The sequence below is a fragment of the Solibacillus sp. FSL K6-1781 genome (genome assembly GCF_038630735.1).
Lineage (GTDB): Bacteria > Bacillota > Bacilli > Bacillales_A > Planococcaceae > Solibacillus > Solibacillus silvestris.
In genome coordinates this window covers 618,444-644,570 of the sequence record NZ_CP152038.1, presented here as the reverse complement: position 1 = coordinate 644,570, position 26,127 = coordinate 618,444, and the positions used below count along the sequence as shown (strand labels likewise).

Sequence of the window (26,127 nt, the reverse complement as noted above, 5' to 3'; positions counted from 1 at the left end):
AGGTGACATTGCGTTTATTGCGCAACGATACAATGCAATATTTATTTAATACGAAGCTACCCTTTCTACAAGTCTTTCGCATAAAGCTTTCAGAGCTGCGTCCCGGTTACTTCCGCGCTACTGCGTATAATAAAAATGATTTAATTTTACCGACAGCCAATTGGATTCCTTCTCTCTTTTTTAAATTTGAGCAAAGTTTTTACGGGCTGCACACTTCATTGGAAGAGCGTGATTTAATCATATCGGCATCTCATTTGCTGGACGTTCTGTCACCAGCATACCGTCACCCGTTCTTGGATTTTGCTGCATATGATGATGAAACCGTTAATCACTTTCAAGCAATCCAGACGACATTGCCGCTCTGGAATGACCCAAAGCTTTGGCAGCAGGCAACTGTAACAGAAGAAGGCTTTACATTTTCCAATGACCTATTGCAACATGCAGTTGAACAAAAACTGATGGATGCCGGACTTTCTAAAGAAGATACGCTTGCACTCATTCCATTTTTCCAAAATGGCGGCTGGCCGATGCAAACTTCTCATGTATTTGATGGTGTAAAGGTGGCGCTGCGTTTAAGCGAGCCAGAAGAAAATGAGGAAAACTGGCTGTTGGAAACGGTGCTTATTAGTCCAAATGCCGCAAAACATTGGACACCTGCTTCGTCAAAACTGAAACTGCCGATATTGGATGCACTGCCGAAAAAGTGGAGTGCAATTGCTAATGACATTGAAGAGCTGCAAAATCAAATAGTTGATTTAATTCAATTAAATGCTGAAAGTGCTCAGTTTATTCATACACAATTCAATGATCAGGAAGTACGTGAATTTTTACGTCTCGAACTTACTAAATTACAGGCTTTAGGCTTTGATGTGATTTTACCGGCTTGGCTTAAGGAACTCCGTCAATCGAAAATGCGTGTACGTGTCAGTGCCAATAACCAATCGGCCCGCAGTGTAGCAGGGCTAGACGATATTTTGACATTCAAATGGCAGTTCTCGATGAATGGCGAAGAAATTTCCGCAGAAGCCTTCCAGAAACTCGTTGCTGAAAAACGTGAATTTGTCCGTATTGGTACGGAATGGTTCCGTATTGATGCAGAATGGCTCAATGAAATGCGTGAACTGATGGATCAGGCAAAAGAAGAAAATTGGACAGTACGCGATTTACTGTTCCGTGAGTTGCCTGAAACATTAACTGCACCTATTGAAGATGATACAGAAGATGATGCTGAGCGCGACGACCCGTTATTTGCATTTGAGATGCAGCAATCACTGCAGGATTATATTGATCAACTGCAAAATAAAAAAGGTCTGCCAAAAGTAGCTGTCCCAGCCAAGCTTCATGCTGAGTTGCGTCCATACCAGCAGGAAGGCTTTGAATGGCTTGTTTTCATGCGTGACCAAAAATTCGGTGCCTGTTTGGCAGATGATATGGGACTTGGTAAAACCGTTCAGCTTATTACGTATATGCTCCATACCGTTTCCGTTCTGCAAATTGATAAACCGACATTGATTGTGTGCCCGACATCTGTTGTCGGCAACTGGCAAAAAGAGCTTACTCGTTTCGCTCCTGACTTGGAAGTATATACACATTACGGGCCACGACGTTTAAAAGGTGATGACCTGACAAGCTATATCGCAACACAGCGTCCGCATGTCATCCTTTCCACATATGGTACGGTCACTCAGGATGCAGATGACTTACAGCTTATAGACTGGGCAACGGTCGCTTTGGATGAGGCACAAAATATAAAAAATATGCAAACATTGCAATCCCGTGCAATTCGTAAATTAAAAGGCGAGCATCATATAGCGTTAACAGGTACACCTGTTGAAAACCGTCTTTCCGAGCTGTGGGCCATTTTTGATTTTATTCATAAAGGCTATTTAGGTAGCTTTACAAGATTTACCGAAAACTTTATTACACCAATTGAACGGGAAGAATCGGAATCCCATAAACGTGTTTTACGTATGAAAATCCGTCCGTTCCTGCTGCGTCGATCAAAACGTGATCCCGAGCTTCAGCTGAATTTGCCTGACAAGCAGGAATCCCTTGAATTCTGTGCACTTACCCCTGAGCAGGCAGCACATTATGAAGGCTATATTCAAGATACTTTAGCGACACTTGAAGAGCTCACCGGCTTCGAGAAAAAGGGACGTATTTTAAAAATGCTTAACAAATTAAAACAGCTGTGCAACCACCCTGCCCTGTTTTTAAAAGAACCTTTTGAAGATGCCAATACCATGGTTTCTCGTTCTGTAAAGCTAAAGCGTATTATTGAAATGACGAAGGAAATTATCGATAATGGCGAACAATGCTTAATTTTTACACAGTACATCGGAATGGGTAATTTAATTCAGCATTGTTTAACAGAGCTTTATAATGTTGAAGTTCCGTTTTTAACAGGTAGTATGCCGAAAAATCAGCGCGACAATTTAGTCGATCAGTTCCAGGCTGGCGAGTTCCCTGTGTTTTTACTGTCGCTTAAAGCTGGTGGAACAGGTCTTAACTTAACAGCTGCGACACATGTACTCCATGCCGATCGCTGGTGGAATCCGGCAGTCGAAAATCAGGCGACAGACCGGGCATACCGTATCGGACAAACACAATTTGTGCAAGTGCATAAGTTTGTGACAATTGGAACGATTGAAGAAAAAATCGATAAAATGATTGCAATGAAATCAGCACTGTCCGAAGAATTAATTCAATCAAGTAAATGGTTGACTGAACTTGATGATTCGGAACTGATGGATTTACTCATTTTGGATACGGGCAATATAAAATAATGTGAAAAGAGTCTACTTTTACGCCATGAAGTAGACTCTTTTTATGCTTACTTCACTACTTTATTTAGTTGTTATAGGATTGTGAGAAAGAATGGTTACTACTGCGCGGTCAAACAGCAGATTTGGGCGCTTCACCTCCTAAGAAATATTATTTTATCGGAGAGGAAAAAGATTATGGCTGGTGTACGAGTTTGGTTTCTTGTTCTGGAAGCACGAAATCTTCGGGAATCGGGGGCGGTGTTTGGATCTTTTCTGCTTCACCAGGGGCTTTTAATGAATAAAACTGTACATCTTCTGTTTGCACTTCCATCGTGTATACTTTCTGATTTTCACGATTGACATATGATCTTGATTGCAAGCGTCCTTTAATACCGATGAGTGAGCCTTTCCCGCAGTATTTTGCCATTAACTCAGCGGTCCTCCCCCATGCCACACATTGCACAAAGTCCGCATCTACCTTTCCTTCACTATTTTTGAAAGGACGGTTAGCAGCAATGATAAAGTATGCCCGAACCCTTCCTTCAGATAAGTGCCTGAGCTCCATATCTTTCGTCGTTCGCCCTACAAGCCCAACATGATTCATTCATTGACCTCCTTTCTTTTGTAAATTAACTAAAGCATAGCTGAACTCTCTATTTCTGGCAAAGCGTGAATTTGAATTTTTTGGCTAAAATATTGTTTCAAAATTACTTTTTCGCCTATATGGTATTTCATTCGAGTTAATGAGAATGCTGTTGTAAATAGACTTGTAGGTGAAATTACAAATTGCTGAAATTGGCAGTTTCACATTTTTTGTATGTTATACTTTTACATAAGAAAACTGAGGAGGGATTTATAAGTGAAAACCTTTAAAATGCTTGCTTTTGATTTATTAGTAAATGATGAAATAAAAGAAATTCCTTTAACAGACGGCATTATTATTAATCAGGAAAATAGCCATAAAATGTGGATTTTAGAATTGTTTACAGCAGATACATATTACGATTTTTTTCAAAACTTTGTTACATCCGGCGAAGTACTGGATGCGCGTGCCATCATTTCGCTGCCGGATAATGAACCGGCCCCATTTGCATGTGTCGTACATTCGATTACAAAAGTGGGCGATAAAATATCAGTACTTATTAAAGGCCGTTTGAAAGCTCAGCGTAAAAAATATGCCGAACTATTATTGGCAGAGCTCCTTGAAGAAGGGTTACGAAATGATGAACTGCTTGAGGCATTTGATCAGGGGATGCGCAATCGACCTTCATTGAAGAAAAATGGTGAATAGGGCGGAAAGTGTAGTTTTGGGATGTAGGTTGATTTAAAAAGAGTAATTTGGTTTAGCATTCTTTGTAAGTTCATCTTTTTGAAGGTATTTGTCAAGCCTCACCACGCATCGTATATTCAAGGTGGAGGTGAAGTTTGTGCAGAAATCAAAGCATCATCTTTACACAGAAGTTTTAGCTAAGAGGATTATGTTTGGTGATACGGAAGCAAGTGCTATCCAGCATGAGTTACAACGCTTAGAGGCTGGATTTGCAGGAGAGATAAAGTTGAAGCAAACTCTTTCCGATTATTTCTTTAAAACGGACCATCATATTTTCTATAATTTTGAATGCATGAATGAAAAGGGCTATTCCCATCAGATGGATGCTATTTTAGTGACGCCATTTTTTATAGTAATTTTTGAAGTAAAACTGCTGTCCGGCGTTTTATTTTACAAATCCGCGCAGCATGAATTTTACCGCATCCACAACGATAAACGCGAAAACTTCCGAAACCCCCTTGATCAAGTTTACCGGCATCAGCTATTTTTGGAACAATGTTTGCGAAAATGGCAGATCACTATCCCCGTGCATTTTTCGGTCGTAATCGCAAACCAGCAAGCTGTTTTAGACGAGTCATTGGAGAATTTTCCGATTTTTCATATAAGCGGCGTCCCTAATTTCATTGAAAACCTCTATCTCAATACTGCAAAATCCAGTGCAAATATAAATATGATTGTCGCTAAATTGAACCAACTTTATCAAGCCCTTCCCCCTCGCCGCACCATCAGTTCCAATAGATTAAGGAAAGGCGTTCTTTGTAGATGGTGTGATTATAAACATGTAATGTTTTATCATTACGGGTCGTTTACATGTAACGTTTGTAAAGCTAGAAGTCGGGATGTCGTCTTTGAAACCCTCTATCATTACCGAATCTTACTTGGTGAAAAAATTTCTAACCGACAATTTCGTGAGTTTTTCGGAATGACAAATATAAAAGTCTGTTCGAATATTTTATCAAGGTTAGGTCTCGAACAGCGTGGCGCTAAGAAAGGAACGTATTATATTATTCCGGAGAACATCTTATCCTGGTCCAAAAAGAAAACAGAATAAATTCACTTTTAATTTGATTTGAGGATTAATTAACCTGAAATGAGGATTATCACTTGCTAAATAGGGATTATCTACCCTGTTTTGAGGATTAAACACATTTAAGTGAGGATTATCCTGGCTCAAGTGAGGAATAAATTCTTCTGCCCGTCTTCATCCATTAAATTTGAGGATTATTTCATTTCACTCGCCTCTTCACAACAAAAAAACCAGTGCCCACCTAAGTGAACACTGATTCCCTTTTTAGATTAGTGGTTATCTACGTGGTCTTTATCTTTTCGATCTGCACGGTCTTCGATCATGTCTTCTTCGTTTACGTTAGGTTCGTTTGAACCGTTCGGGACATTTGAGTCTTGATTGTTGTCAATCGTGCTCTCATTTGTTTGTCCGTTCATGTCGTTTTGACCGCTACGTCCATCTGTATCCGGATCAACTGTATCTACCGTGTCATCGATAACGTCACGTGTGTCATCCATTACATCGTTAACACCGTTTTTGACATCATTTCCTAGATTGTCTTCTCCAGCATTGTCATTTGTGTTACACGCTGAGAGAAATAACAGTGAACCAAGCGAAAGTGCTACAAGTAGTGCTGATTTTCGCATAAAAAATTCCCTCCTTTCCCATATGCAATCATGAGTCGATCACTTCATGTGATCGTACATATAGTGCCCGGGAAAAGAAGGATCTATCCTACAAAAACGTGCGGTTATTTTAATTTATCTTTTAAGAGCTGTTCAACATAAGCGGCTTCTGCTTTACAGTCGAATTTGTAATTTGTACCTAATTGTTTCTGTAATTCCGCAATTACCTGCTTTTGCTTTTCTGTTGGCTCTTCACTTAAAATTTTAGCAATTACCTCATCCATTTTCTTAGCAATTTCTTCGTGAAATTCAGGGCTCAGTAAAATGTCTGCCGGTATTTTATCAATCCAAGCGGCATTTTCTTTAAAGTAAGTCTGCCAGCTTGCCATATAGTCTTCCATCGAAAATTTTTCTTCATCCCAACCAATGCTTGCTAAATAAGCTTCAAACGACGTCGATATTGATCGTGTAATACTAATTTTTACGCCTGAAGACAGTTGTTTATACATCTATTTTAAAACCTCCTACGTTTAAAGCCAAACTTCGCTCATTGTTTACAGGCAAATGAAAACCTATAAAAGGTGAACACTGGCAATCGTCCCACACCTATCCTATCTCATTGGGAGACTTCTGCTTAAAGAAGTTAAAGAATTTCTTCAACCTTTATATTTTATAATCTTTGAGTTCCAATTGCAAATCGCCTTATTTTGGCTGTTCAGGTCCAATTGCAAATAGAATCTCGCACTCACAAACTAGTTCGCCATCTACTGTCGCAGTAGCACGGCCTTTCCCCATTTGTCCGCGCAATTTCAAAAATTCCACTTCAAGTTTCAGCTGATCGCCCGGTACGACTTGACGCTTGAAACGGCAATTATCAATCCCTGTTAAAAATACAAGACGTCCTTTATATTCAGGTGCGTTTAGTAATGCCACACCACCTACTTGCGCAAGTGCCTCGACAATTAGAACACCTGGCATTACTGGATAGCCAGGAAAATGCCCATTAAAAAATTCTTCGTTAATCGATACATTTTTCAATCCAAGTGCGCGCTTTCCTTCTTCGATCTCAAGAATGCGATCAACTAATAAAAATGGATAGCGATGTGGTAAAATATTTTGAATTTGCTCTGCGTTTAACATGAAAAAATCCCCCTTGTTTCCTCTATAATATTATGTAGATAATCGTTTATTTTTATGTATGTTCTGGTAAAGCAATGAAAATAATGGAGAAAGAGGCTGGAATTTCAGCCCGTTTTTTGCTCCAATTCAAACAAAAAAGTAAATTTTTGCTTATTCGCTGTAAAGGGACTGTTCGGAAATGGCTTTCCCGACAATCCCTCTACTCTTTACCATTTATAATATCGAGAAGATGCTGCCATGTTTCCCATTTTAAAACATCGAATGCTGCGCCGTCCCCTATAACGCTGTAGCCAATAACCAGTCCTACAATTACGGCTACTAAAAATAATAAAATTACGATTATAATTCGTAGCCAGATCGGAATCAGTCGAAGCCGAACCTTACCAACAGGCTGTTCCGTTGGCGGCTCCGAAACGTTCTTTATACGACGTCTCGTTTTTTGGGCTGCAGGCTCTTTTTGCTCGATCTGTCTATCTAACTCATTCGTCATAAAACTTCTCCCTTAACAATGTCGCACGTCTAGCGAATACCGTTAATTAACCCAAGCATTTGGTCTGCAATTGTAATTGCACGTGTATTAAATTGATATGAACGCTGTGCTTGAATTAAATTTGTCATCTCTTTTGAAACGTCTACATTCGACATTTCAAGTGCACCTTTTTGAATGCCCACTTGACGATTGGCACCTTGCAGATCTGTCAGTACTTGCGCTTGCGTGAAGCCTAGTGCATCAAGATTTTCCGGTAACCCAATATATGTTCCGCCCTGCAGTTTTTCCATTACATTTGGTTTTTGCAGTTCAGAAATTCCAAGCTGGAACTTTAACGGTGTGCCATTTTCATAGCTTGCCACTAACGAACCGTCTGAATCCATCGTAAAACCTGTCACATTATCCGGGAATGTAATTGGCTGTCCATTTGCATCTGCTACTTGGTATCCATCGCTATTAACGAGTGAAAGAATACCCGGTTCGGTCTGTGTTACATAAAAGCTACCGTTACGAGTGTATGCAGTTCGCACATCGCCTTCAGGATTTTGCATTAACACATTAAAATATTGGTTCTTTGTTGTTAAGGCAAAGTCTAAATCGCGGTCTGTTACTTGCAGTGAACCTTGTGTCTGATTGGATTGGATTAACCCGATCTGTGCACCGACACCATAACGAATGCCTACAGGTGTATCACGGACAGTGCGGTCTAATTCATCGTTATTAAACTGTTGATACAGCATTTCCGTAAAATTTGCCTGCTGTGCTTTATAGCCTGTTGTATTACTGTTTGCGATATTTGTACTAATTGTGTCTAACTGATGCTGTAATTGAGATAATGTATTTGTCGCACTCACCATTGTACGTAACATTTCCCGCACCTCCTTAATTATACGAAAATTCGACAGCTAATGAAAATAATCGCTATATGAATGAGTTGATTTCCATTCCGATCTGGGCGCTCTCCACGGTGGAGTCGCCTCCTCATCATTTCAATCAACTCACTTATAATCATTCAAATGCAATTATTTAATTAACTCGTCCAATTTCATTAACCGCTTTTTCCATACTCTTATCGTATGCCTGCAGCACTTTTTGGTTTGCTTCAAATGCTCGGTATGCAGTTAATAGATCTGTCATTGCTTTAGAGGCATCAACATTGGATCCTTCTAAATATTGCTGCTGCATCGAAAATTGTACATTAGCCTGTCCATAGGCAGATGGTAGATCGACGCCATCCAATGTATTAAACAACCCATTATCACGCTTCACAAGTACATCCGGGTTTGCTGAAAATGCGACACCTAACGTGCCAACCTGTACATCATTTTCGTCAAAAATCGCCCCATCCGAACTGATGCGAATATTGTCGTTATCAAACTGCATACGTTCCCCATTCGCATCCAATACGAATAGTCCTTGGGGGTTTACTAGATTGCCCTGCCCGTCCAGCGTGAAATTCCCGTTACGTGTATAGCTCTCGGTTCCGGATTCATTTTCCAAACGGAAGAAAATTTGTCCCAAATTTCCTGAAGCTTCGTCAGTAGGCATCGAGCTATTGATCAGTGCGATATCTGTATTTAAACCAGTTGAATAAATCTGGCCTTGTGCTTGGTTTGGCATTGTTTCCTGTAAATAAACACCCGCATTCACCGCACCAACCGGATTAAGATTTTTTATTGCAAACCCGTTCTCCGTTGGAATGTTTGTCGAATTCACTGCCGACATCAACATATCCGGAAAAGAACGAATGGTCGTTTGATCTGATTTAAAGCCAGGTGTATTGGCATTGGCCATATTATTCGTTAAAATTTCAGTTTTACGTTGTTGTGCAACCATTCCTGTAGCTACTGTATAAAAACCTTTAAACACTCAATTCACCTCTAATTATGCCGTATTTATCATTTATCGGCAAAAAAATGATAATTATAAGTAATATAATTTATTTATTTACCGCGCGATCAATATTATCCAGCATAATTCCAGTTCCAACTGCCACACAGTCCATTGGGTTTTCCGCCACAAAAACAGGTACTTTCAACTCTTCGATTAACAGCTGATCAATGCCATGCAGTAACGCACCCCCACCTGTTAAAATAACGCCTCGATCAATGATGTCGGCTGATAATTCAGGTGGTGTTTTTTCCAGTACGTCTTTTGCTGCCTGTACAATCATGCTAACCGATTCACGCAATGCGTGCTCAATCTCTTCTGAATTAATTTCGATTGTTCTTGGTAAGCCCGTTACCATATCACGACCGCGAATATCCATAGTATCATCGCGTCCGCCAGGGAATACTGTACCAATTGTTGTTTTAATATTTTCTGCTGTACGTTCACCGATCAACAGCTTGTATTCTTTCTTTATGTATTGCAATATGTCATTATCGAATACATCCCCGGCAACTTTAATCGATTCGCTTGTTACGATATCGCCCATTGATAATACTGCTACATCCGTTGTACCTCCACCGATATCAACGACCATATTACCGCTTGGCTGGAAAATATCCATACCTGCGCCAATTGCTGCCACTTTAGGCTCTTCTTCCAAATAAACTTTTTTGCCGCCCGATTTTTCAGCTGCTTCACGAATAGCTTTTTGTTCTACCGATGTAATATTTGTCGGACAGCAAATTAAAATGCGGGGCTTCGATAAGAAACCTTTAACGTCCAATTTATTGATAAAATGTTTTAACATCGCTTCTGTTACATCAAAATCCGCAATTACGCCATCCTTTAATGGACGAATCGCAATAATATTTCCCGGTGTACGTCCCACCATTTGACGTGCCTCTTCACCGACTGCCAATACTTTATTTGTCTTTTTATCTATTGCTACTACAGATGGCTCATTCAAAACAATCCCTTTGCCTTTTAAATGAATCAGCACGTTAGCAGTACCCAAATCAATCCCAATATCTTTAGAAAACATGTTTCATTATTCTCCTTCCGCCCATTTGAACATGTATACGATTCTATATATGTCTATCTTAGTTATTTTATCATATACAGTGTTGAATTACATCAATATTGTGGGAAGGATTTTCCTTTATAATGGTTTAAAATGGTAAAAATCTAAAGTGTTAATCACGAAAAAAAGCATTTAGTTGTTATAATAACAGACTAAATGCTTTTTTCTTGTTGCTTTGTAATCCACTTTTTACGTGTTGCTTCACCACCGCGTAAATGGCGAATCGATTTGTTATAGGTTAAAACTTGTTGTACTTGTAGCGCAAGTGGTTCATTCACTTGTTTTAGCCGCTCTGTCAAATCTTTGTGTACAGTACTTTTAGAGAATCCCGTCATTTTCGCGAGTGCACGCACGGTTTCACCTGTCTCTACCAACAGTTCACCCAAACGAACGCAGCGTTGCCGAATATGTTCGTGCACGTCCTCTCCCTCTCTACTTCTAATATAAAGAGCCTTGCATTGCCTTGCTTCTTAATATTTCACCTTATGTGAGCAGGCTCTTAATTATTCGGAGTAGATTGCAGGATTCGTCGTTAACTTACTAAAAATGTATCCGAATTCATCCATTTTCCTAAATAATCAAAAGGATAAATATTTGTTCGGATCCACCAGTACACCATCTTCCATTACTTCAAAGTGTAAATGAACGCCAATGTTTGGATTCCATTCATTTTCTTGTGAAGTAGCAAGCTGATCGCCTTGTGAAACTTGATCGCCTTGTTTTACAAGGATATCTGCCACGGAGTTATAGCGTGTTTGCATACCATTTGGATGTGTAACTGTAATGCTGTTACCTGTAAATGCATCCATTTTCACTTCAGTCACTTCACCGCTCATTGCAGCAACAACTTCAAAAGGCTCGCTGTTAATTGCGATAGAGACCCCTGTAGATGTTGTGAATACTTGATTAAATACAAGCAATGAGTTTTCGCGTGTTGCTTCATCTTTGGATACGTCATAAAAGTCCTGCAAAATTGTTACTTCATTTAAGTATTCTTCTTTGAATGGATACTTCAAAGTTTCCGAAACAGTCGCATTTGTTGGAACGATCGACTGGTCGGCTGGTGCAGAAACTTCTTCCATCAATTCCTGCTCATTCTGACTTTCATACAATGCATTAAAACTAAAAATAACGGCCACAATCATTACTGCCATACCACCGTATACAGCCGGCCAAAACCACCGTCTTTGCATAACTGGTTTCTGAGAAGGCTTTTGTTTAACTTCTCTCATATTCATCACCTCAAATGGAAGTGTGTACAAGAAATTGGAAAGTTAAACATTATTTTTTACAATAATTTATCGATTTTAATGTTGTCGATGGATAATAATGAGAAAGGATATCTTCCGCCGTTAAACCACCCTGTGCCATCGCGTCTGCCCCATACTGGCTCATCCCTACCCCATGCCCGTATCCATACGTTTTAATCGTTATACCGGTCGCTGTCGGTTCCCAGGTAAAATTTGTGGAGCGTAAGTTTAAAAGTGTGCGCAGTTCTCTGCCCGTCCATGTTTTTTTATGGATGGTAATTTGCTCAATGCGGTTCGTGTTGTTTCGCTTAAGTTTTGCGTTTTGAAGCTGGGCTCTCGAAAAGTTCTGTTTAAGTTTTTTATTTAACTCTTCAAATGTATACGTTGTCTGTTCTTGATTTAACTGTTCCGGCGAAGTGGTTGCTGTTAAGTAGGGAATGGGATTTCCGCTATAGTTTTCCGCGGATTCGGTATATTGAAAGGATGATGCATGAAACATGGCTGTAATCAATTCATCATTATAGGTAAGAATTTGGTTGGCGGTTTGATTGACGGCTTCTGTAATTTTTTCTTCATTTTCCGCAAAAGTGGTTTTCCATTTTTCTTCTCGCAATTCCTGATCGTTGTAAACTTGATGTGCTGTCGTTGTGAGAATCGGCTTTTTTCCATAATTGGTCTGCTTCAATACATAGGTGCGGGAGGCAATCGCCTGGGCTTTTAATGCTTCCATATGAAAACTTGCCGGCATTTCCCCTGCAATTACACCAATTAAGTAGTCTTCAATTGGAACTGTAGTATTATTTACTTTAATAAATAAAGGACAAGAAGTAGATTCCGCTTGTTCAGGAATGGAGGTTTGTTTCTTAGACTTTAAAGTGAACGGGACTAAAAACAATAGGACACCAATGATAAAATAAATGATAATTTTTTTCATGAGACAGTATATGAGCTTGCAAGAAGAATATGAGTTCATTTTGGATAGAGAATTTCTAGTTTTTGTAGAATGGGATTTATGAAGGGGTTTTAGGGTGAGAGAGATGCATTGGTTCTACTTTAATAGCGGCGGGGTTTACATTTGAGCAGAGTTGTTCCACTTTCTCCATGAACTGTTCCACTTTCTCCCTAGGACTTTCTAATCCTCCTCTCACTTTCTACTTCTGAGCGGAATCGTTCTACATTTGCCTGTAGTCGTTCTACTTTAATAGCGACAGTTTCTACTTTTGAATCGAGTTTTTCTACTTTTCCCTGTAATCATTCTACATTCAAAGCGATCTGTTCTACTTCGCCCGCAATCCATTCTACTTTCTCACAGAAATTTTCTAATTTCCAAACTCTCCAACCCCCATACTTCCCTTACAAAACCAAAAAAGCATCCCGAAAGCCCACATCTCGCTTCCTGAATGCTTTATATGTTTATATGAATCTAGCTATTAAACTGTTACAACGATTTCTTGTAACACTTCTTCTTCTGAATCGATGCGCTCGATCATTGCACCTAGAGAAGCTAGTTTTTTGTGGAAATCCACATAGCCACGATCTAAATGGTGTAACTTAGTAACACGTGTTACGCCTTCTGATACGAGGCCGGTTAAAATTAGTGCTGCTGCTGCACGTAAATCTGTTGCTGACACTTCCGCACCTTGAAGTTTTTTGCCACCTTCGATAAATACAGAACGCCCTTCGATCTTTGCATCTGCATTCATGCGACGGAATTCTTCAACATGCATAAAACGATTTTCGAAAACTGTTTCTGTAATGATGCTCGTTCCGTTTGCCGTTAACATTAATGCCATCATTTGTGATTGCATATCAGTAGGGAAACCTGGGTGTGGCATCGTTTTAATATCAACCGCTTTTAATGGGTCATTTGCGCGCACACGGATGCCTTCATCTTCTTCAATAACTTCTACGCCCATTTCACGCATTTTTGCAGTTAGTGCTGTCATATGCTCTGGTACAGCGTTTTCAATCAATACATCTCCGCGGGTAATTGCCGCCGCTACCATAAATGTGCCTGCTTCAATGCGGTCTGGAATAATATAATGTTCGCAACCTTTTAATTCTTTAACGCCTTCGATACGAATTGTATCAGTACCGGCACCAATGACACGGCCACCCATTGCGTTAATAAAGTTTGCCAAATCTACTATTTCAGGCTCTTTTGCTGCATTTTCAATAATTGTCGTCCCTTTTGCAAGAGATGCTGCTGTCATAATATTTTCAGTAGCCCCAACACTCGGGAAGTCTAAATAGATTTCTGCGCCTTTTAGTTCACCTTTTACTTTTGCTTCGACATAACCATGTCCAAAGGAAATATCTGCACCCATAGCTTCGAAGCCTTTTAAATGAAGTTCGATTGGACGAGATCCAATTGCACAGCCGCCTGGTAATGCTACACGTGCATAGCCATTACGTGCCAATAGTGAACCCATTACTAAAATGGATGCACGCATTTTACTTACAAATTCAAATTGCGCTTCACTTGATAGCTTCATAGAGGCATCAATCATCATTTCATTTTTCTCGACATCATATTCGACAATCGCATTTAAACTTTTTAACACTTCACCAATCGTACCGACATCTGCTAAGTTTGGTACATCTTTAATCATATTTTTATCTTTAGAAGCTAATAGAGAAGCAGCTAAAATCGGTAATACAGCATTTTTTGCGCCTTCAACGCGTACTGTGCCTTTTAGCGTCTGACCCCCAGTAACAATAATTCTCTCCACAATTCGTCCCTCCGAATTCAATTCTCATATAATAAAGGAATAAGTTCAATTAAACTTAAATTATTTTAAACTTCATTTGACTCAATTTACACACAAAAATATACTACATTTATTGGGGCTGTAATTCAAGCACCCAAATTACTATTTTAATCTAATTTGTTTGAAAAGGCTATTAAATTATAATACGCAGCGCAACTATTTAGTGTGAATAGACAAATTTTCACATTAAAGTATCTTCCTTAAAAATAACTACCCAAATCATGTAACCTTACAAACCTCAAATATTTCCTAGGAAATTTTTATTTCTTGTAGTGGAAAACAAACGTTTATTCCCCTTTACAAGAAATAAAACTGCAGCTATTTCCTGTTTCAACTAAAAATATAGGGAATCGTTTGCGACCAGCTTAAAAAGTTTAAAAAGAAATCCGCTACAACTGAACCGATTACAATACTCGTCAAAATATAAAAGAGCTGAATTTGAAAAGTTTTTCCTTTTTTAAATAATTGTTCGATTCTTAGTCCTTGTAATGTATAAAGAGCAATTCCTATAAATATAATATATGCTAACACATTAACGATTGCTTGTTGGCCAGCCTCGACATATAAATCCATTTTCCTCACTCCTTTAAACACCTTATCCAAGATGATGGCGAAACTTGTTACAGACTGTTTATACCCTTATAGTCCGTCTATAAAAAAAGCAGGCAGAAAGAATCTGCCCGCTTGTAAACCATTAGATATTACCCTCATGAACATTGATACGATTCATCGCACGTTTTAAAGATAATTCCGCGCGTGTGAAATCGATGTCATCTTGTTTCTTTTGAAGGCGACCTTCAGCACGAGCTAAAGCTTCTTTAGCACGGGCAATATCGATCGAAGAAGCAACTTCTGCAGAAGGAGCTAAAATCGAGATTTTTTCAGGGCGAACTTCAATGAAACCACCGCTAACCGCTGCGACATCTGTAGTGCCGTCTGCTTTTTTAAGCTTCACAGAACCAATTGTTAGTGGAGCAACCATAGGAATATGGCCAGCTAAGACACCAATTTCACCTGAAGTCGTTTTAGCGATTACCATCGTTACTTCTGAATCGTATACTGAGCCGTCGGGAGTGACAATATTGACTGTAACTGTCTTCATATTTTTTCCTCCTCGTCAGCTAATTAGACTTGTACGCCCATTTCTTTAGCTTTCGCTACTACTTCGTCAATAGAACCAACTAGACGGAAAGCATCTTCTGGTAAGTGATCCCATTTGCCATCAAGGATTTCCTTGAATGAACGAACAGTTTCTTTTACAGGTACATAAGAACCTTTTTGACCAGTGAATTGCTCTGCTACGTGGAAGTTTTGAGATAAGAAGAACTGGATACGACGAGCACGTTCAACTGTTTTCTTATCTTCGTCACCTAGCTCATCCATACCTAAGATAGCAATGATATCTTGTAGTTCACGGTAACGTTGGATTGTACGTTGAACACCAGTAGCGATTGCGTAATGTTCTGGTCCAACGATTTCTGGTGATAATGCACGAGAAGTTGAAGCTAGTGGGTCTACCGCTGGATAGATACCCATTTCAGATAATTTACGCTCAAGGTTAGTTGTAGCATCTAAGTGGGCGAAAGTTGTAGCCGGAGCCGGGTCAGTATAGTCATCGGCTGGTACGTAAATCGCTTGGATCGAAGTTACAGAACCTTTAGTAGTAGATGTGATACGCTCTTGTAATTTACCCATTTCTGTAGCAAGTGTTGGTTGGTAACCTACCGCTGAAGGCATACGACCTAATAGGGCAGAAACCTCAGAACCTGCTTGTGTGAAACGGAAAATGTTGTCGATGAATAAAAGTACGTCTGCACCTTGCTCATCACGGAAGAACTCAGCCATTGTTAAACCAGTTAAAGCTACGCGCATACGTGCTCCTGGTGGCTCATTCATTTGACCGAATACCATCGCTGTTTGTTTGATTACGCCTGAATCTGTCATTTCGAAGAATAAGTCGTTACCCTCACGAGTACGCTCACCTACACCTGCGAATACAGAAATACCTGCGTGCTCTTGTGCGATGTTGTTGATTAATTCTTGGATTAATACTGTTTTACCTACGCCGGCACCACCGAATAGACCGATTTTACCACCTTTGATGTATGGTGCTAATAAGTCTACTACTTTGATACCTGTTTCTAGGATTTCTACAGTAGTTGATAATTCATCGAATGTTGGAGCTTCGCGGTGAATTGAATCACGACGAACTTCAGCAGGAATTTCTTCACCTAAGTCGATAACTTCACCAAGTACGTTAAATACGCGACCTAATGTAGCTTCACCAACTGGTACTGAGATTGGTGCTCCTGAGTTTGTTACTTCTGCTCCACGTTGTAAACCGTCAGTAGATGACATGGCAATCGTACGAACAGAATCGTCACCTAAGTGAAGCGCTACTTCTAATGCAAGAGTAGTTGGAGCTTCGTTAGGACGTTCAATTGTAACTGTTAATGCGTTATAAATTGCTGGTAATTGACCATTAGCAAACTTTACGTCTACTACTGGACCCATTACTTGAAGAACGTGTCCTTTGTTCATTACTTTGTACCCTCCTATCGTATTCTTATACGACATTGGTGAGCGCGCCCTATTCTAAGGCAGCAGCTCCACCAACGATTTCTGTAATTTCTTGTGTAATCGCCGCTTGACGTGCACGGTTATATTGTAGAGAAAGGTCTGCAATAAGATCGTTTGCATTGTCTGTAGCGTTTTTCATTGCTGTCATACGCGCTGAATGTTCACTCGCTTTTCCGTCTAAAATCGCGCCGTAAATTAAGCTTTCCGCATATTGTGGAAGTAATACTTCTAAAATGGCTTCGCCTGATGGCTCAAATTCATAAGAAGCATTGCTTGTTGAAGGTGCAATGTCAGTTAGAGGAAGAACTTTTTTCATAGTCACTTCGTTTTGAATTGCAGATACGAAGTGATTGTAGTACATATAAAGTTCATCATACGTACCATCAATGAACATACCAACAGCATTACGAGCGATTTCTTTAATATCAGCAAATGACGGTTGGTCTGGTAGAGCAACGACATCTGCGATAACATTGTGTCCACGCTTTACAAAGTAATCACGAACAACACGACCTACTACTAAAACTACGTACTCATCTTTAGACTTGTGACGTTTATCAATAGTGCTTTGAACTTGACGTAAGATGCTTGAGTTGTAAGCACCTGCCAGACCACGGTCAGAACCGATGACTAAGTAAGCTGTTTTCTTAACAGGACGAGAAGTTAACATTGGATGTCCGCTGTCTTTTGTACCTGTTGCGATTGCGCCTACTACGTCCTGGATTTTTTCCATGTATGGAACGTAAGACTTAGCGTTTTGCTCTGCACGACGTAACTTTGAAGAGGAAACCATCTGCATCGCTTTCGTAATTTGTTTCGTTGACTTTGTAGAGTTAATACGACCTTTAATTTCGCGTAAGTTTACCACTGGTATTTCACCACCTTTAGATTTTTATCAAGCTCTTATTAAAAAAGAGTTGTCCAGTTTTTCACGCTACAGTATTGTGCGTGAAAAACCGTTCAATTCTTACTCAGATTTAGCGAAAGTCTTTTTGAACGCATTGATAGCTTCAACATACTCTGCGTCTGGAGCAAGTTCTTTAGTTGTACGAACATGATCTAAAACATTTGTGTGGTTTGTATCTAACCAGCTTAAGAATTCGTTTTCGAAACGAACGATGTCTTGTACTGGAATATCATCTAAGTGACCTTTAGTTAATGCATAAAGGATCGCAACTTGTTTTTCAACTTTAAGTGGTTTGTTTAAGTCTTGTTTTAAAACTTCAACTGTACGTTTACCACGCTCTAATTTAGCAAGTGTGATTGCGTCTAAGTCAGATCCGAACTGAGCGAATGACTCTAACTCACGGAATGCTGCCAAGTCAAGACGTAATGTACCCGCTACTTTTTTCATCGCTTTGATTTGAGCAGAACCACCTACACGTGATACTGATAAACCAGCGTTGATCGCAGGACGTACACCAGAGTTGAATAAGTCAGATTGTAAGAAGATTTGACCATCTGTGATTGAGATTACGTTTGTTGGGATATATGCAGAGATATCGCCCGCTTGCGTTTCTACGAATGGAAGCGCTGTAATCGAACCGTTTTTGTATGTTTCGTTTAACTTCGCAGCACGCTCAAGTAGACGGCTGTGTAAGTAGAATACGTCACCAGGGTAAGCTTCACGACCTGGAGGACGGCGTAGAAGAAGTGAAAGTTCACGGTATGCTGATGCTTGTTTTGTTAAGTCATCATACACGATTAAAACGTGCTTACCATCTAACATGAATTCTTCTGCCATAGATACACCTGCGAAAGGAGCAAGGTATAGTAATGGTGCTGGTTGTGATGCAGAAGCTGTTACAACGATTGTGTAATCTAATGCACCGTGTTTACGGAAAGTTTCAACTACGTTACGTACTGTTGATTCTTTTTGACCAATTGCAACGTAGATACAGATCATATCTTCGCCTTGTTGGTTTAAGATTGTATCGATCGCTACAGATGTTTTACCAACTTGACGGTCACCGATGATTAACTCACGTTGACCACGACCGATTGGTACTAAAGCGTCGATCGCTTTGATACCTGTTTGTAATGGCTCATGTACTGATTTACGTGCCATTACACCGAAAGCTGGACTTTCGATTGGACGAGATTTTGTTGTGTTGATTGGACCTAATCCATCCACTGGCATACCAAGTGGGTTTACAACACGGCCAATTAGTGCTTCACCAACTGGTACTTCCATAATACGACCTGTACGACGAACCTCATCGCCTTCTTTGATGCCTAGGTAGTCTCCTAAAATTACGATACCAACGTTACCTTCTTCTAGGTTTTGTGCCATACCCATAACACCGTTTGAGAACTCTAAAAGCTCTCCAGCCATGGCGTTGTCGAGGCCATGAGCACGAGCGATACCGTCACCAACAGTGATAACTGTACCTACTTCGCTTACTTTTAATTCCGATTGATAACCTTCAATCTGCTGTTTAATCAGACTGCTGATTTCTTCAGCTTTGATGCCCATGTATGTTCACCTCTCACATTTCTTAAGATTTAGCCAACTAATGTTCGTTTTAAGTCCTCTAGCTTAGACGCTACAGTGCTGTCGAAAATATAGTTGCCGATTTGAACGCGTACGCCACCAATTAATGACGCATCGATAATGTTTGTAATGTTAAGTTGCCCTTTGCCGACTAACTTGCCGAAAGCAGCAGAAATTTCTGCACGTTCGCCATCCGTTAATTCACGCGTTGAGTAAACTTTTGCATCTGCAGTACCTTGAGCGGCAGCTGATAATGCTTGATATTGGTCTGCTACAGCAGTTAATTCGTTTAAACGTTTCTTTTCGATTAAGAATTGAACCATGTTTACAACGATTGGCTGTGCACCCGTTAGAATTTGAGCGATAAGCTCTTTCTTACGATCAGTAGAAATTTTCGGAGCAGTAAGTAATGCCATAAACTCTTCGTTCGTAGCCAATACTGTTTTGATCTCACGTAAATCTGCACCTACTTCAGCAAGAAGGTTGTTGCTTAATGCTAATTCATAAATTGCTTGAGCATAGCGATTTGCTACAGTCGATTGACTCATTTCGCTTCGCCTGCCTTCGCAATCGTTTCTTTAATTAATGCGCTATTGTCTGCTTCAGAAATTTCTTTCCCAAGAACTTTAGACGCAGCAAGTACTGATAATGAAACTACTTCTTCACGTACAGCAGCGATTGCTTTTTCTCTTTCTGCTTCGATATCACGAACAGCAGATTCTTTTAGACGGTTCGCTTCAGCGCGTGCAGTTACCACGATTTCTTCGCGAGTTGCTTCGCCTTGCTTTTTAGCGTTCTCAATGATTGATTGCGCTTCTGTGCGAGCTTCTTTAAGAAGGCTCTTTTGTTCTTCTAATAGTGCTTGTGTTTCTTTTTTAGCTTTTTCAGCTGCATCGATTCCGCTTGCAACCAGCTCTTCACGCTCGCGCATGATACCCATTAAAGGACCCCAAGCGAACTTTTTAAGAAGTGCCATTAAACCTAAGAAAATCACTAACGTCGCAATTGCATCACCTAAGTTGAGTCCAGTTGCGCCTGCACCTAGTGCAAGATAGTCTAAAAACACGATTGTTTCACTCCCTTCAAGAGCTTGAATTAAATCTATATTTTGTCATACTTTTTGTTCGTAATTAATATTAAATAAAAAAGGGTATATCTTATTTACACAAAACGAATGGCGAAGGGTTTCAAAAGAAGTCTACTTCGCCACTGGATTTAAGAATCTTAATGATTTAATAATCTTACTAAAGACTATTGGTTCATTACGATGAATGCGATTACTACTGCGATGATCGGTAATGCTTCTACTAACGCTACCCCGATGAACATTGTAGTTTGAAGTGCGCCACGTGCTTCTGGTTGACGAGCGATACCTTCTACTGTTTTTGAAACGATTAAACCGTTACCAATACCTGCACCTAGTGCTGCTAAACCGATTGCGATTGCTGCTGCTAATAAACCTACTGAACCTACCATTTGATAATATCCTCCTTGGATGTTGTAATTTTTTTTGGTTCAAATCACCGCACTACATTGAATGCGGAAACTTATAATTAATGGTCTGTACTCACTTTGTGAGCCATGTATACCATCGTTAACATTGTGAAAATGAAAGCTTGGATAAACCCGATGAAGATCGAGAATCCCATCCACGCCATCATTGGTACGATTGCACCGAAGAAACCAAACGCACTTGAAACTGCTAAACCAGTTAGTAACGTTAGTAAAATCTCGCCGGCATAAATGTTACCGTAAAGACGTAGACCTAGAGTTAGAGTATTTGCAAACTCTTCAATAACTTTTAACGGGAACATAAATGACATTGGTTGGAAGAACGTTTTAGCATAACCGCCTGTACCTTGCATTTTCACACCGTAATACTGTGTTAATACTAGAACCATCGACGCTAATGTCATTGTTACGACTGGATCGGCTGTTGGTGATTTCCACCATAAATCACTGCCGTAAGCAATACCACCCATTGGTAAACCAAGTAAGTTGGACACTGCAATGAACATGATTAATGTAATCCCAAGAATGTGGAAACGTCCACCAGTTTTCCAGTCCATGTTGCTCTTAATAATATTTTTCACGAAATCCATAATCCATTCCATGAAGTTCTGCATACCAGTCGGTTTTAACGCAAGTGTACGTGTTGAAACAAAAGCGATAATAAATACGATGATTGCAGCTACTAAGAGAGTTAGTACTGTAGATAAGTTGAAAGTAAGCGTCATAAAGCCTAAATCCAAATGTAGCTCTGGAGCTGTATGATCCATTTTTGCATTCACCTCTCTTTCAAATGCACCTTAGTGGCTTTTTATATGATGTACTACTCTTTCTACTACTAAAAAGATGTACGGAATCATCAGCCCAATGACCGTGCTTATTAAGTGAAAATATTGTGGCAACGATATTGCGATTGCGACTGCGGCAACACCTGATCCAAAGCGAAGCGCTGTACCGATAGATGCTACTTTTGTCCCTTCACTAATGGAACGGTCAAATTTTTCCATACGTCGAAGTAAAATCCAAAAATTATACGTACCAAAGAAAGCACCTAGGGTTAGACCAGCAAATATAGAATCATATGGCGAAAATCCCCAGCCTAACGTACAAATAGCAAGCAAAAAAAAGAACGCTTTCTTCTGCATTGCAAAAACGTGATGCAAATTTAGCATTGGCAGTTAATCTCCTGAAACTTTTTTCGAGTAAAGAAAGTGTTCATCGACCATTAAATGAATTTAAAACGTAGTCAATGCACTACAAAATTAGAGGCCATTACAAGTAGTAAATAATTTCCACAACAGAGCAATTCTAAAGTGGGCATTCATTTCATACTTCTAATTGTCTCTTAATCTTAACGGACTTCATCCAGACGCATAGAACGTTGCAAATTGACGAGTTTCGTTTCAACTGTCAATCTAGTAGAAACTTGATATAACAAGCGTTTCAACGTCTTTTGACTAGGCGAAACTCTTATCATTCTTACCCTTTGTAAGCATACAATAGGGGGTTTTTGATGTCAATTAGTAATGGTGAAAAACTTCACATAGATACATTCCTTGTCAAATTGTTGACAAATTTGTGTATAGTTATGCATAAATATTTTTTGCATTTTTTCACTAACGCTAAAATTCGCTATCTCATGCGTTTTTTCCATCACGTTACACTTTTCATATCCAAGAAAAATTTTTTTAGCAATAATAACGAATTTAATGCTTGACAACAGGAGATAAATACTAACTCCTGTTGTCAATTACATTTTTAAGTCAATTTCAGTAATATTTTGGATTAATGAGTTTCTACTTTTTCGGCAGTTTCATTTTCTTTTACTAACTGTTTTTGAGCAAATTGCAGTAATGCTTCCACAATACGCTCCGAAGCATATCCATCTCCATATGGATTCGATGCATGTGCCATCGCCTCATATGCTTCGTCATTTATTAACAATTCTTTTGCCATTTTGTAAATAACTTCTTCATCTGTTCCCGCAAGCTTCAAAGTACCTGCAGCAATTCCTTCAGGACGCTCTGTCGTATCACGTAATACGAGCACCGGCTTCCCTAAAGATGGCGCTTCTTCCTGCACACCGCCAGAATCCGTTAAAATCATGTAAGAGCGGGCAGCAAAATTGTGGAAATCAAATACTTCCAACGGTTCAATTAAATGAACACGCGGGTTATCCCCTAAAATTTCATTGGCTACTTCACGAACAGCCGGATTCATATGCACTGGATAAACAACTTGAACATCCTCATGCTCGCTCAACAGACGCATAATTGCACGGAACATATTACGCATTGGCTCACCTAGATTTTCACGACGGTGTGCTGTTAATAAAATCATGCGGTCTGTACCCATTTTTTCAATTACAGGATGCGTATAGTGTTCACTTACTGTTGTTTTTAAAGCATCAATAGCCGTGTTACCCGTTACGAAAATGGCTTCTGCCGGTTTGTTTTCCTTTAGCAGGTTTGCACGTGATTGCTCAGTTGGAGAAAAATGCAGATCTGCCATTACACCTGTTAACTGACGGTTCATCTCTTCAGGATAAGGTGAATATTTTTGTCCTGTACGAAGCCCTGCTTCAACATGGCCAATTGCAATTTGATTATAGAAAGCAGCCAGACTTCCAACAAAAGTAGTCGCCGTGTCACCATGTACTAACACGATATCAGGCTTCGCTTCTTTCATTACACGGTCCAGTCCTAAAAGCGCATTTGTCGCTACATCCACTAATGTTTGACGGTCTTTCATAATATTTAAATCATAATCCGGTTTAATTTTAAATGTTTCCAGCACTTGGTCAAGCATTTGACGGTGCTGGGCCGTTACAGTAACAATCGATTCAATTTGTTCCGGATGCTTTTCCAGTTCCAGCACTAAAGGTGCCATTTTAATTGCTTCCGGACGTGTGCCAAAAATCGTCATAACTTTAAACTTCTTCGTCATCATTCTTCTCCTTGTCTAATCTATAATTTCAATTAATCTTTACGTGTTTACAGTACTTGCCGCTTTAAAAGAAAACGCCCGCAACTGCTTACGGGCGCCTCGTTTATTTATTATTTTGTTCCGAATAAACGATCCCCGGCATCACCCAAGCCTGGTACGATATAGCCATGATCATTTAATTTTTCATCTAGAGATGCGATGTAAATATCTACGTCAGAGTGATTTCTTTGAATTTCTTCCACACCTTCTGGAGCTGCGATCAGACACATAAACTTAATGCTTTTAGCGCCTCGTTTTTTCAGTGAATTAATCGCTTCAACAGCTGATCCACCCGTTGCTAACATCGGGTCAACAATAATGAAGTCACGCTCTTCAACGTCTGCTGGAAGTTTTGCATAATATTCTACCGGCTTTAATGTTTCCGGATCACGGTAAAGACCAATATGCCCTACTTTTGCAGCAGGAATTAATTTTAATACGCCATCTACCATTCCGATACCTGCACGTAAAATTGGAACAATCGCCATTTTCTTTCCTGATAATACTTTTGCTTTTGCCTTCGTTACAGGTGTTTCTACTTCAATTTCTTCCAACGGTAAATCACGAGTAATTTCAAAAGCCATTAATGTTGCTACTTCATCAACTAACTCCCGAAATTCTTTTGTTCCCGTTTCTTTATCTCGAATATAAGTTAACTTATGTTGGATTAATGGGTGGTCAAATACGTATACTTTACTCACGTTGACATCTCCTAACTGTTGTTTATCTAAATTAGTATAACAGAAAATAAAGTCAACGAAAACTATGACGGTAATGTTTTAAAAATCGCCCTTTTTCTAAAATAATTAAATAACAAATGTATTCTACACTAGCATTCGCTGGTAGTTGTCTGTCTATGCGTTATTTCTTTCATTTAAAAAACCTTTCTATCTACAAATCTGTAAATAGAAAGGCATATACTCAATTATGCGTATAAAGGATATTTTGCTGTAAGAGCTTCAACACGTTTGCGTGCCTCTTCTTTTACTGCTGCATCTTCATGATTTTTAAGAACTGAAGCGATGATTTTACCAACTTCGATTACATCTTCTTCTTTGAAACCACGAGAAGTTACAGCTGCTGTACCTACACGGATACCTGATGTTACGAATGGTGATTCTGTATCAAATGGAATTGTGTTTTTATTTGTTGTAATAGCCACTTCATCCAATACATGCTCAGCTACTTTACCTGTTAACCCTAAAGATTTTACATTTAATAGAAGTAAGTGGTTATCCGTACCGCCTGATACGATTTCAACACCTTCATCCATTAAAGATTTTGCAAGTGCAGCTGCATTTGCTTTAATTTGTTTTGCGTAATCTTTAAATTCCGGTTGTAATGCTTCGCCGAACGATACTGCTTTTGCAGCGATGACATGCATTAATGGACCGCCTTGAATACCTGGGAATACTGATTTATTTAATTCTTTTTCCCATTTTTCATCTTTCGTTAAAATCATACCGCCACGTGGACCACGTAACGTTTTATGAGTTGTTGTCGTTACGAAATCTGCATATGGTACTGGATTTTGGTGCTCGCCTGCTGCTACTAAGCCGGCAATATGTGCCATGTCAACCATGAAATATGCACCGACTTCATCCGCGATCTCACGGAACTTTGCAAAGTCAATTGCACGAGGATAAGCTGATGCACCAGCAACGATTAATTTTGGCTTTGATTCCAATGCTTTTTGGCGAACATCTTCATAATCTATTAAGTTTGTATCTTCAGTTACACCGTATTCTACGAAATTATAAAGAATGCCAGAGAAGTTTACTGGTGAACCATGTGTTAAGTGACCGCCGTGTGATAAGTTCATACCAAGTACTGTATCACCAGGTTTTAAAACTGTATGGTAAACTGCCATGTTCGCTTGTGCACCTGAGTGTGGCTGAACGTTAACATATGCTGCACCGAATAATTCTTTTGCACGGTCACGCGCAATGTTTTCAACTACGTCTACATGTTCACAACCGCCATAATAGCGTTTGCCAGGGTAACCTTCCGCATATTTATTTGTTAAATATGAACCTTGTGCTTCCATTACAGCTTCCGATACGAAGTTTTCTGATGCGATTAGTTCGATGTTTGTGTTTTGACGTTTTTTCTCTAATAAAATTGCGTCTAAAATTGCCTTGTCTTGTCCTGCTAATTTTTCAAATGCCATTTTCAAATCCCCCTAAATGTACTTCCGATTCGATCGGAGT

At 39.5% G+C, this 26,127-nt stretch carries 28 protein-coding genes; 3 read left to right on the top strand and 25 right to left on the bottom strand.

From position 1 onward, the window contains the following. Positions 1-8 precede the first annotated feature (8 nt). A complete protein-coding gene (locus tag MHH37_RS03210) occupies positions 9-2,786 on the top strand; it encodes a DEAD/DEAH box helicase (protein WP_342574944.1) in 2,778 nt (925 codons plus the stop codon). Positions 2,787-2,958: 172 nt separating this feature from the next. On the opposite strand, the gene ssb is transcribed toward MHH37_RS03210, so the two are convergent. Beyond that, a complete protein-coding gene (gene ssb / locus MHH37_RS03205; protein ID WP_342574942.1) occupies positions 2,959-3,369 on the bottom strand; it encodes a single-stranded DNA-binding protein in 411 nt (136 codons plus the stop codon). Between the two features lie 255 nt (positions 3,370-3,624). Between ssb and MHH37_RS03200 the strand changes: the two genes are divergently transcribed. Beyond that, entirely contained in the window at positions 3,625-4,056 is a 432-nt protein-coding gene (locus MHH37_RS03200) for a YwpF family protein (RefSeq protein ID WP_008404418.1), read from the top strand. A 136-nt stretch (positions 4,057-4,192) separates the two neighbouring features. Further along, positions 4,193-5,146, top strand: coding sequence for a nuclease-related domain-containing protein (locus MHH37_RS03195; protein ID WP_342574941.1), 954 nt, complete (start codon positions 4,193-4,195; stop codon positions 5,144-5,146). A 245-nt stretch (positions 5,147-5,391) separates the two neighbouring features. Here the strand turns inward: MHH37_RS03195 and MHH37_RS03190 are convergent, their stop codons facing one another. From MHH37_RS03190 to glyA, 24 genes are all read right to left on the bottom strand, one after another. Beyond that, complete coding sequence (locus MHH37_RS03190) at positions 5,392-5,748, bottom strand: hypothetical protein (protein WP_342574940.1); 357 nt, start codon at positions 5,746-5,748, stop codon at positions 5,392-5,394. A 104-nt stretch (positions 5,749-5,852) separates the two neighbouring features. Then, complete coding sequence (locus tag MHH37_RS03185; RefSeq protein WP_342574939.1) at positions 5,853-6,236, bottom strand: hypothetical protein; 384 nt, start codon at positions 6,234-6,236, stop codon at positions 5,853-5,855. A gap of 193 nt (positions 6,237-6,429) precedes the next feature. Beyond that, the gene (fabZ, locus tag MHH37_RS03180; RefSeq protein WP_008404426.1) at positions 6,430-6,867 is read right to left on the bottom strand and encodes a 3-hydroxyacyl-ACP dehydratase FabZ; all 438 of its coding nucleotides are present in this window, start codon (positions 6,865-6,867) and stop codon (positions 6,430-6,432) included. Positions 6,868-7,066: 199 nt separating this feature from the next. After that, entirely contained in the window at positions 7,067-7,357 is a 291-nt protein-coding gene (locus MHH37_RS03175) for a DNA-directed RNA polymerase subunit beta (protein WP_342574938.1), read from the bottom strand. Between the two features lie 29 nt (positions 7,358-7,386). Next, a complete protein-coding gene (locus tag MHH37_RS03170) occupies positions 7,387-8,226 on the bottom strand; it encodes a flagellar hook-basal body protein (protein WP_087615658.1) in 840 nt (279 codons plus the stop codon). Between the two features lie 157 nt (positions 8,227-8,383). Continuing rightward, complete coding sequence (locus MHH37_RS03165; protein WP_342574937.1) at positions 8,384-9,226, bottom strand: flagellar hook-basal body protein; 843 nt, start codon at positions 9,224-9,226, stop codon at positions 8,384-8,386. Positions 9,227-9,296: 70 nt separating this feature from the next. Further along, on the bottom strand, positions 9,297-10,289 hold the full coding sequence (locus MHH37_RS03160; RefSeq protein WP_008404433.1) for a rod shape-determining protein: 993 nt from the start codon (positions 10,287-10,289) through the stop codon (positions 9,297-9,299). A gap of 191 nt (positions 10,290-10,480) precedes the next feature. After that, a complete protein-coding gene (locus tag MHH37_RS03155; protein ID WP_008404436.1) occupies positions 10,481-10,747 on the bottom strand; it encodes a sporulation transcriptional regulator SpoIIID in 267 nt (88 codons plus the stop codon). Positions 10,748-10,906: 159 nt separating this feature from the next. Continuing rightward, positions 10,907-11,560 (bottom strand): M23 family metallopeptidase, encoded by a 654-nt coding sequence (locus MHH37_RS03150; RefSeq protein WP_087615660.1) that lies wholly within the window; start codon positions 11,558-11,560, stop codon positions 10,907-10,909. 49 nt (positions 11,561-11,609) lie between these two features. Further along, on the bottom strand, positions 11,610-12,512 hold the full coding sequence (gene spoIID / locus MHH37_RS03145) for a stage II sporulation protein D (protein ID WP_065216608.1): 903 nt from the start codon (positions 12,510-12,512) through the stop codon (positions 11,610-11,612). A gap of 496 nt (positions 12,513-13,008) precedes the next feature. Next, positions 13,009-14,310: a UDP-N-acetylglucosamine 1-carboxyvinyltransferase gene (gene murA, locus MHH37_RS03140; RefSeq protein WP_342574934.1), complete on the bottom strand. Its 1,302-nt coding sequence runs from the start codon at positions 14,308-14,310 to the stop codon at positions 13,009-13,011. Positions 14,311-14,679: 369 nt separating this feature from the next. Continuing rightward, complete coding sequence (locus MHH37_RS03135) at positions 14,680-14,922, bottom strand: DUF1146 family protein (protein WP_008404444.1); 243 nt, start codon at positions 14,920-14,922, stop codon at positions 14,680-14,682. Between the two features lie 121 nt (positions 14,923-15,043). Beyond that, positions 15,044-15,451, bottom strand: a complete 408-nt coding sequence (locus MHH37_RS03130) for a F0F1 ATP synthase subunit epsilon (protein ID WP_008404445.1) — start codon at positions 15,449-15,451, stop codon at positions 15,044-15,046. 23 nt (positions 15,452-15,474) lie between these two features. Continuing rightward, complete coding sequence (atpD, locus tag MHH37_RS03125) at positions 15,475-16,890, bottom strand: F0F1 ATP synthase subunit beta (protein ID WP_008404446.1); 1,416 nt, start codon at positions 16,888-16,890, stop codon at positions 15,475-15,477. A gap of 49 nt (positions 16,891-16,939) precedes the next feature. Next, the gene (gene atpG, locus MHH37_RS03120; RefSeq protein WP_008404447.1) at positions 16,940-17,797 is read right to left on the bottom strand and encodes an ATP synthase F1 subunit gamma; all 858 of its coding nucleotides are present in this window, start codon (positions 17,795-17,797) and stop codon (positions 16,940-16,942) included. Between the two features lie 99 nt (positions 17,798-17,896). Then, the gene (atpA, locus tag MHH37_RS03115) at positions 17,897-19,405 is read right to left on the bottom strand and encodes a F0F1 ATP synthase subunit alpha (protein WP_008404448.1); all 1,509 of its coding nucleotides are present in this window, start codon (positions 19,403-19,405) and stop codon (positions 17,897-17,899) included. Between the two features lie 29 nt (positions 19,406-19,434). Then, entirely contained in the window at positions 19,435-19,971 is a 537-nt protein-coding gene (locus MHH37_RS03110) for a F0F1 ATP synthase subunit delta (RefSeq protein WP_008404449.1), read from the bottom strand. Continuing rightward, positions 19,968-20,489: a F0F1 ATP synthase subunit B gene (gene atpF / locus MHH37_RS03105; RefSeq protein ID WP_008404450.1), complete on the bottom strand. Its 522-nt coding sequence runs from the start codon at positions 20,487-20,489 to the stop codon at positions 19,968-19,970. Before atpF ends, MHH37_RS03110 begins: the two co-directional genes overlap by 4 nt. A gap of 185 nt (positions 20,490-20,674) precedes the next feature. Further along, positions 20,675-20,899, bottom strand: coding sequence for a F0F1 ATP synthase subunit C (gene atpE / locus MHH37_RS03100; protein WP_008404451.1), 225 nt, complete (start codon positions 20,897-20,899; stop codon positions 20,675-20,677). Positions 20,900-20,976: 77 nt separating this feature from the next. Further along, positions 20,977-21,702 carry a F0F1 ATP synthase subunit A gene (gene atpB, locus MHH37_RS03095; RefSeq protein ID WP_008404452.1) on the bottom strand — a complete coding sequence of 242 codons (726 nt, stop codon included), beginning with the start codon at positions 21,700-21,702 and terminating at the stop codon, positions 20,977-20,979. A gap of 30 nt (positions 21,703-21,732) precedes the next feature. Further along, positions 21,733-22,104: an ATP synthase subunit I gene (locus tag MHH37_RS03090; protein WP_342574932.1), complete on the bottom strand. Its 372-nt coding sequence runs from the start codon at positions 22,102-22,104 to the stop codon at positions 21,733-21,735. A 613-nt stretch (positions 22,105-22,717) separates the two neighbouring features. After that, the gene (wecB, locus tag MHH37_RS03085) at positions 22,718-23,878 is read right to left on the bottom strand and encodes a UDP-N-acetylglucosamine 2-epimerase (non-hydrolyzing) (RefSeq protein ID WP_342574931.1); all 1,161 of its coding nucleotides are present in this window, start codon (positions 23,876-23,878) and stop codon (positions 22,718-22,720) included. Between the two features lie 110 nt (positions 23,879-23,988). Then, positions 23,989-24,618 carry a uracil phosphoribosyltransferase gene (upp, locus tag MHH37_RS03080; RefSeq protein ID WP_008404456.1) on the bottom strand — a complete coding sequence of 210 codons (630 nt, stop codon included), beginning with the start codon at positions 24,616-24,618 and terminating at the stop codon, positions 23,989-23,991. A gap of 224 nt (positions 24,619-24,842) precedes the next feature. Beyond that, entirely contained in the window at positions 24,843-26,087 is a 1,245-nt protein-coding gene (glyA, locus tag MHH37_RS03075) for a serine hydroxymethyltransferase (RefSeq protein ID WP_008404457.1), read from the bottom strand. Positions 26,088-26,127 lie beyond the last annotated feature (40 nt).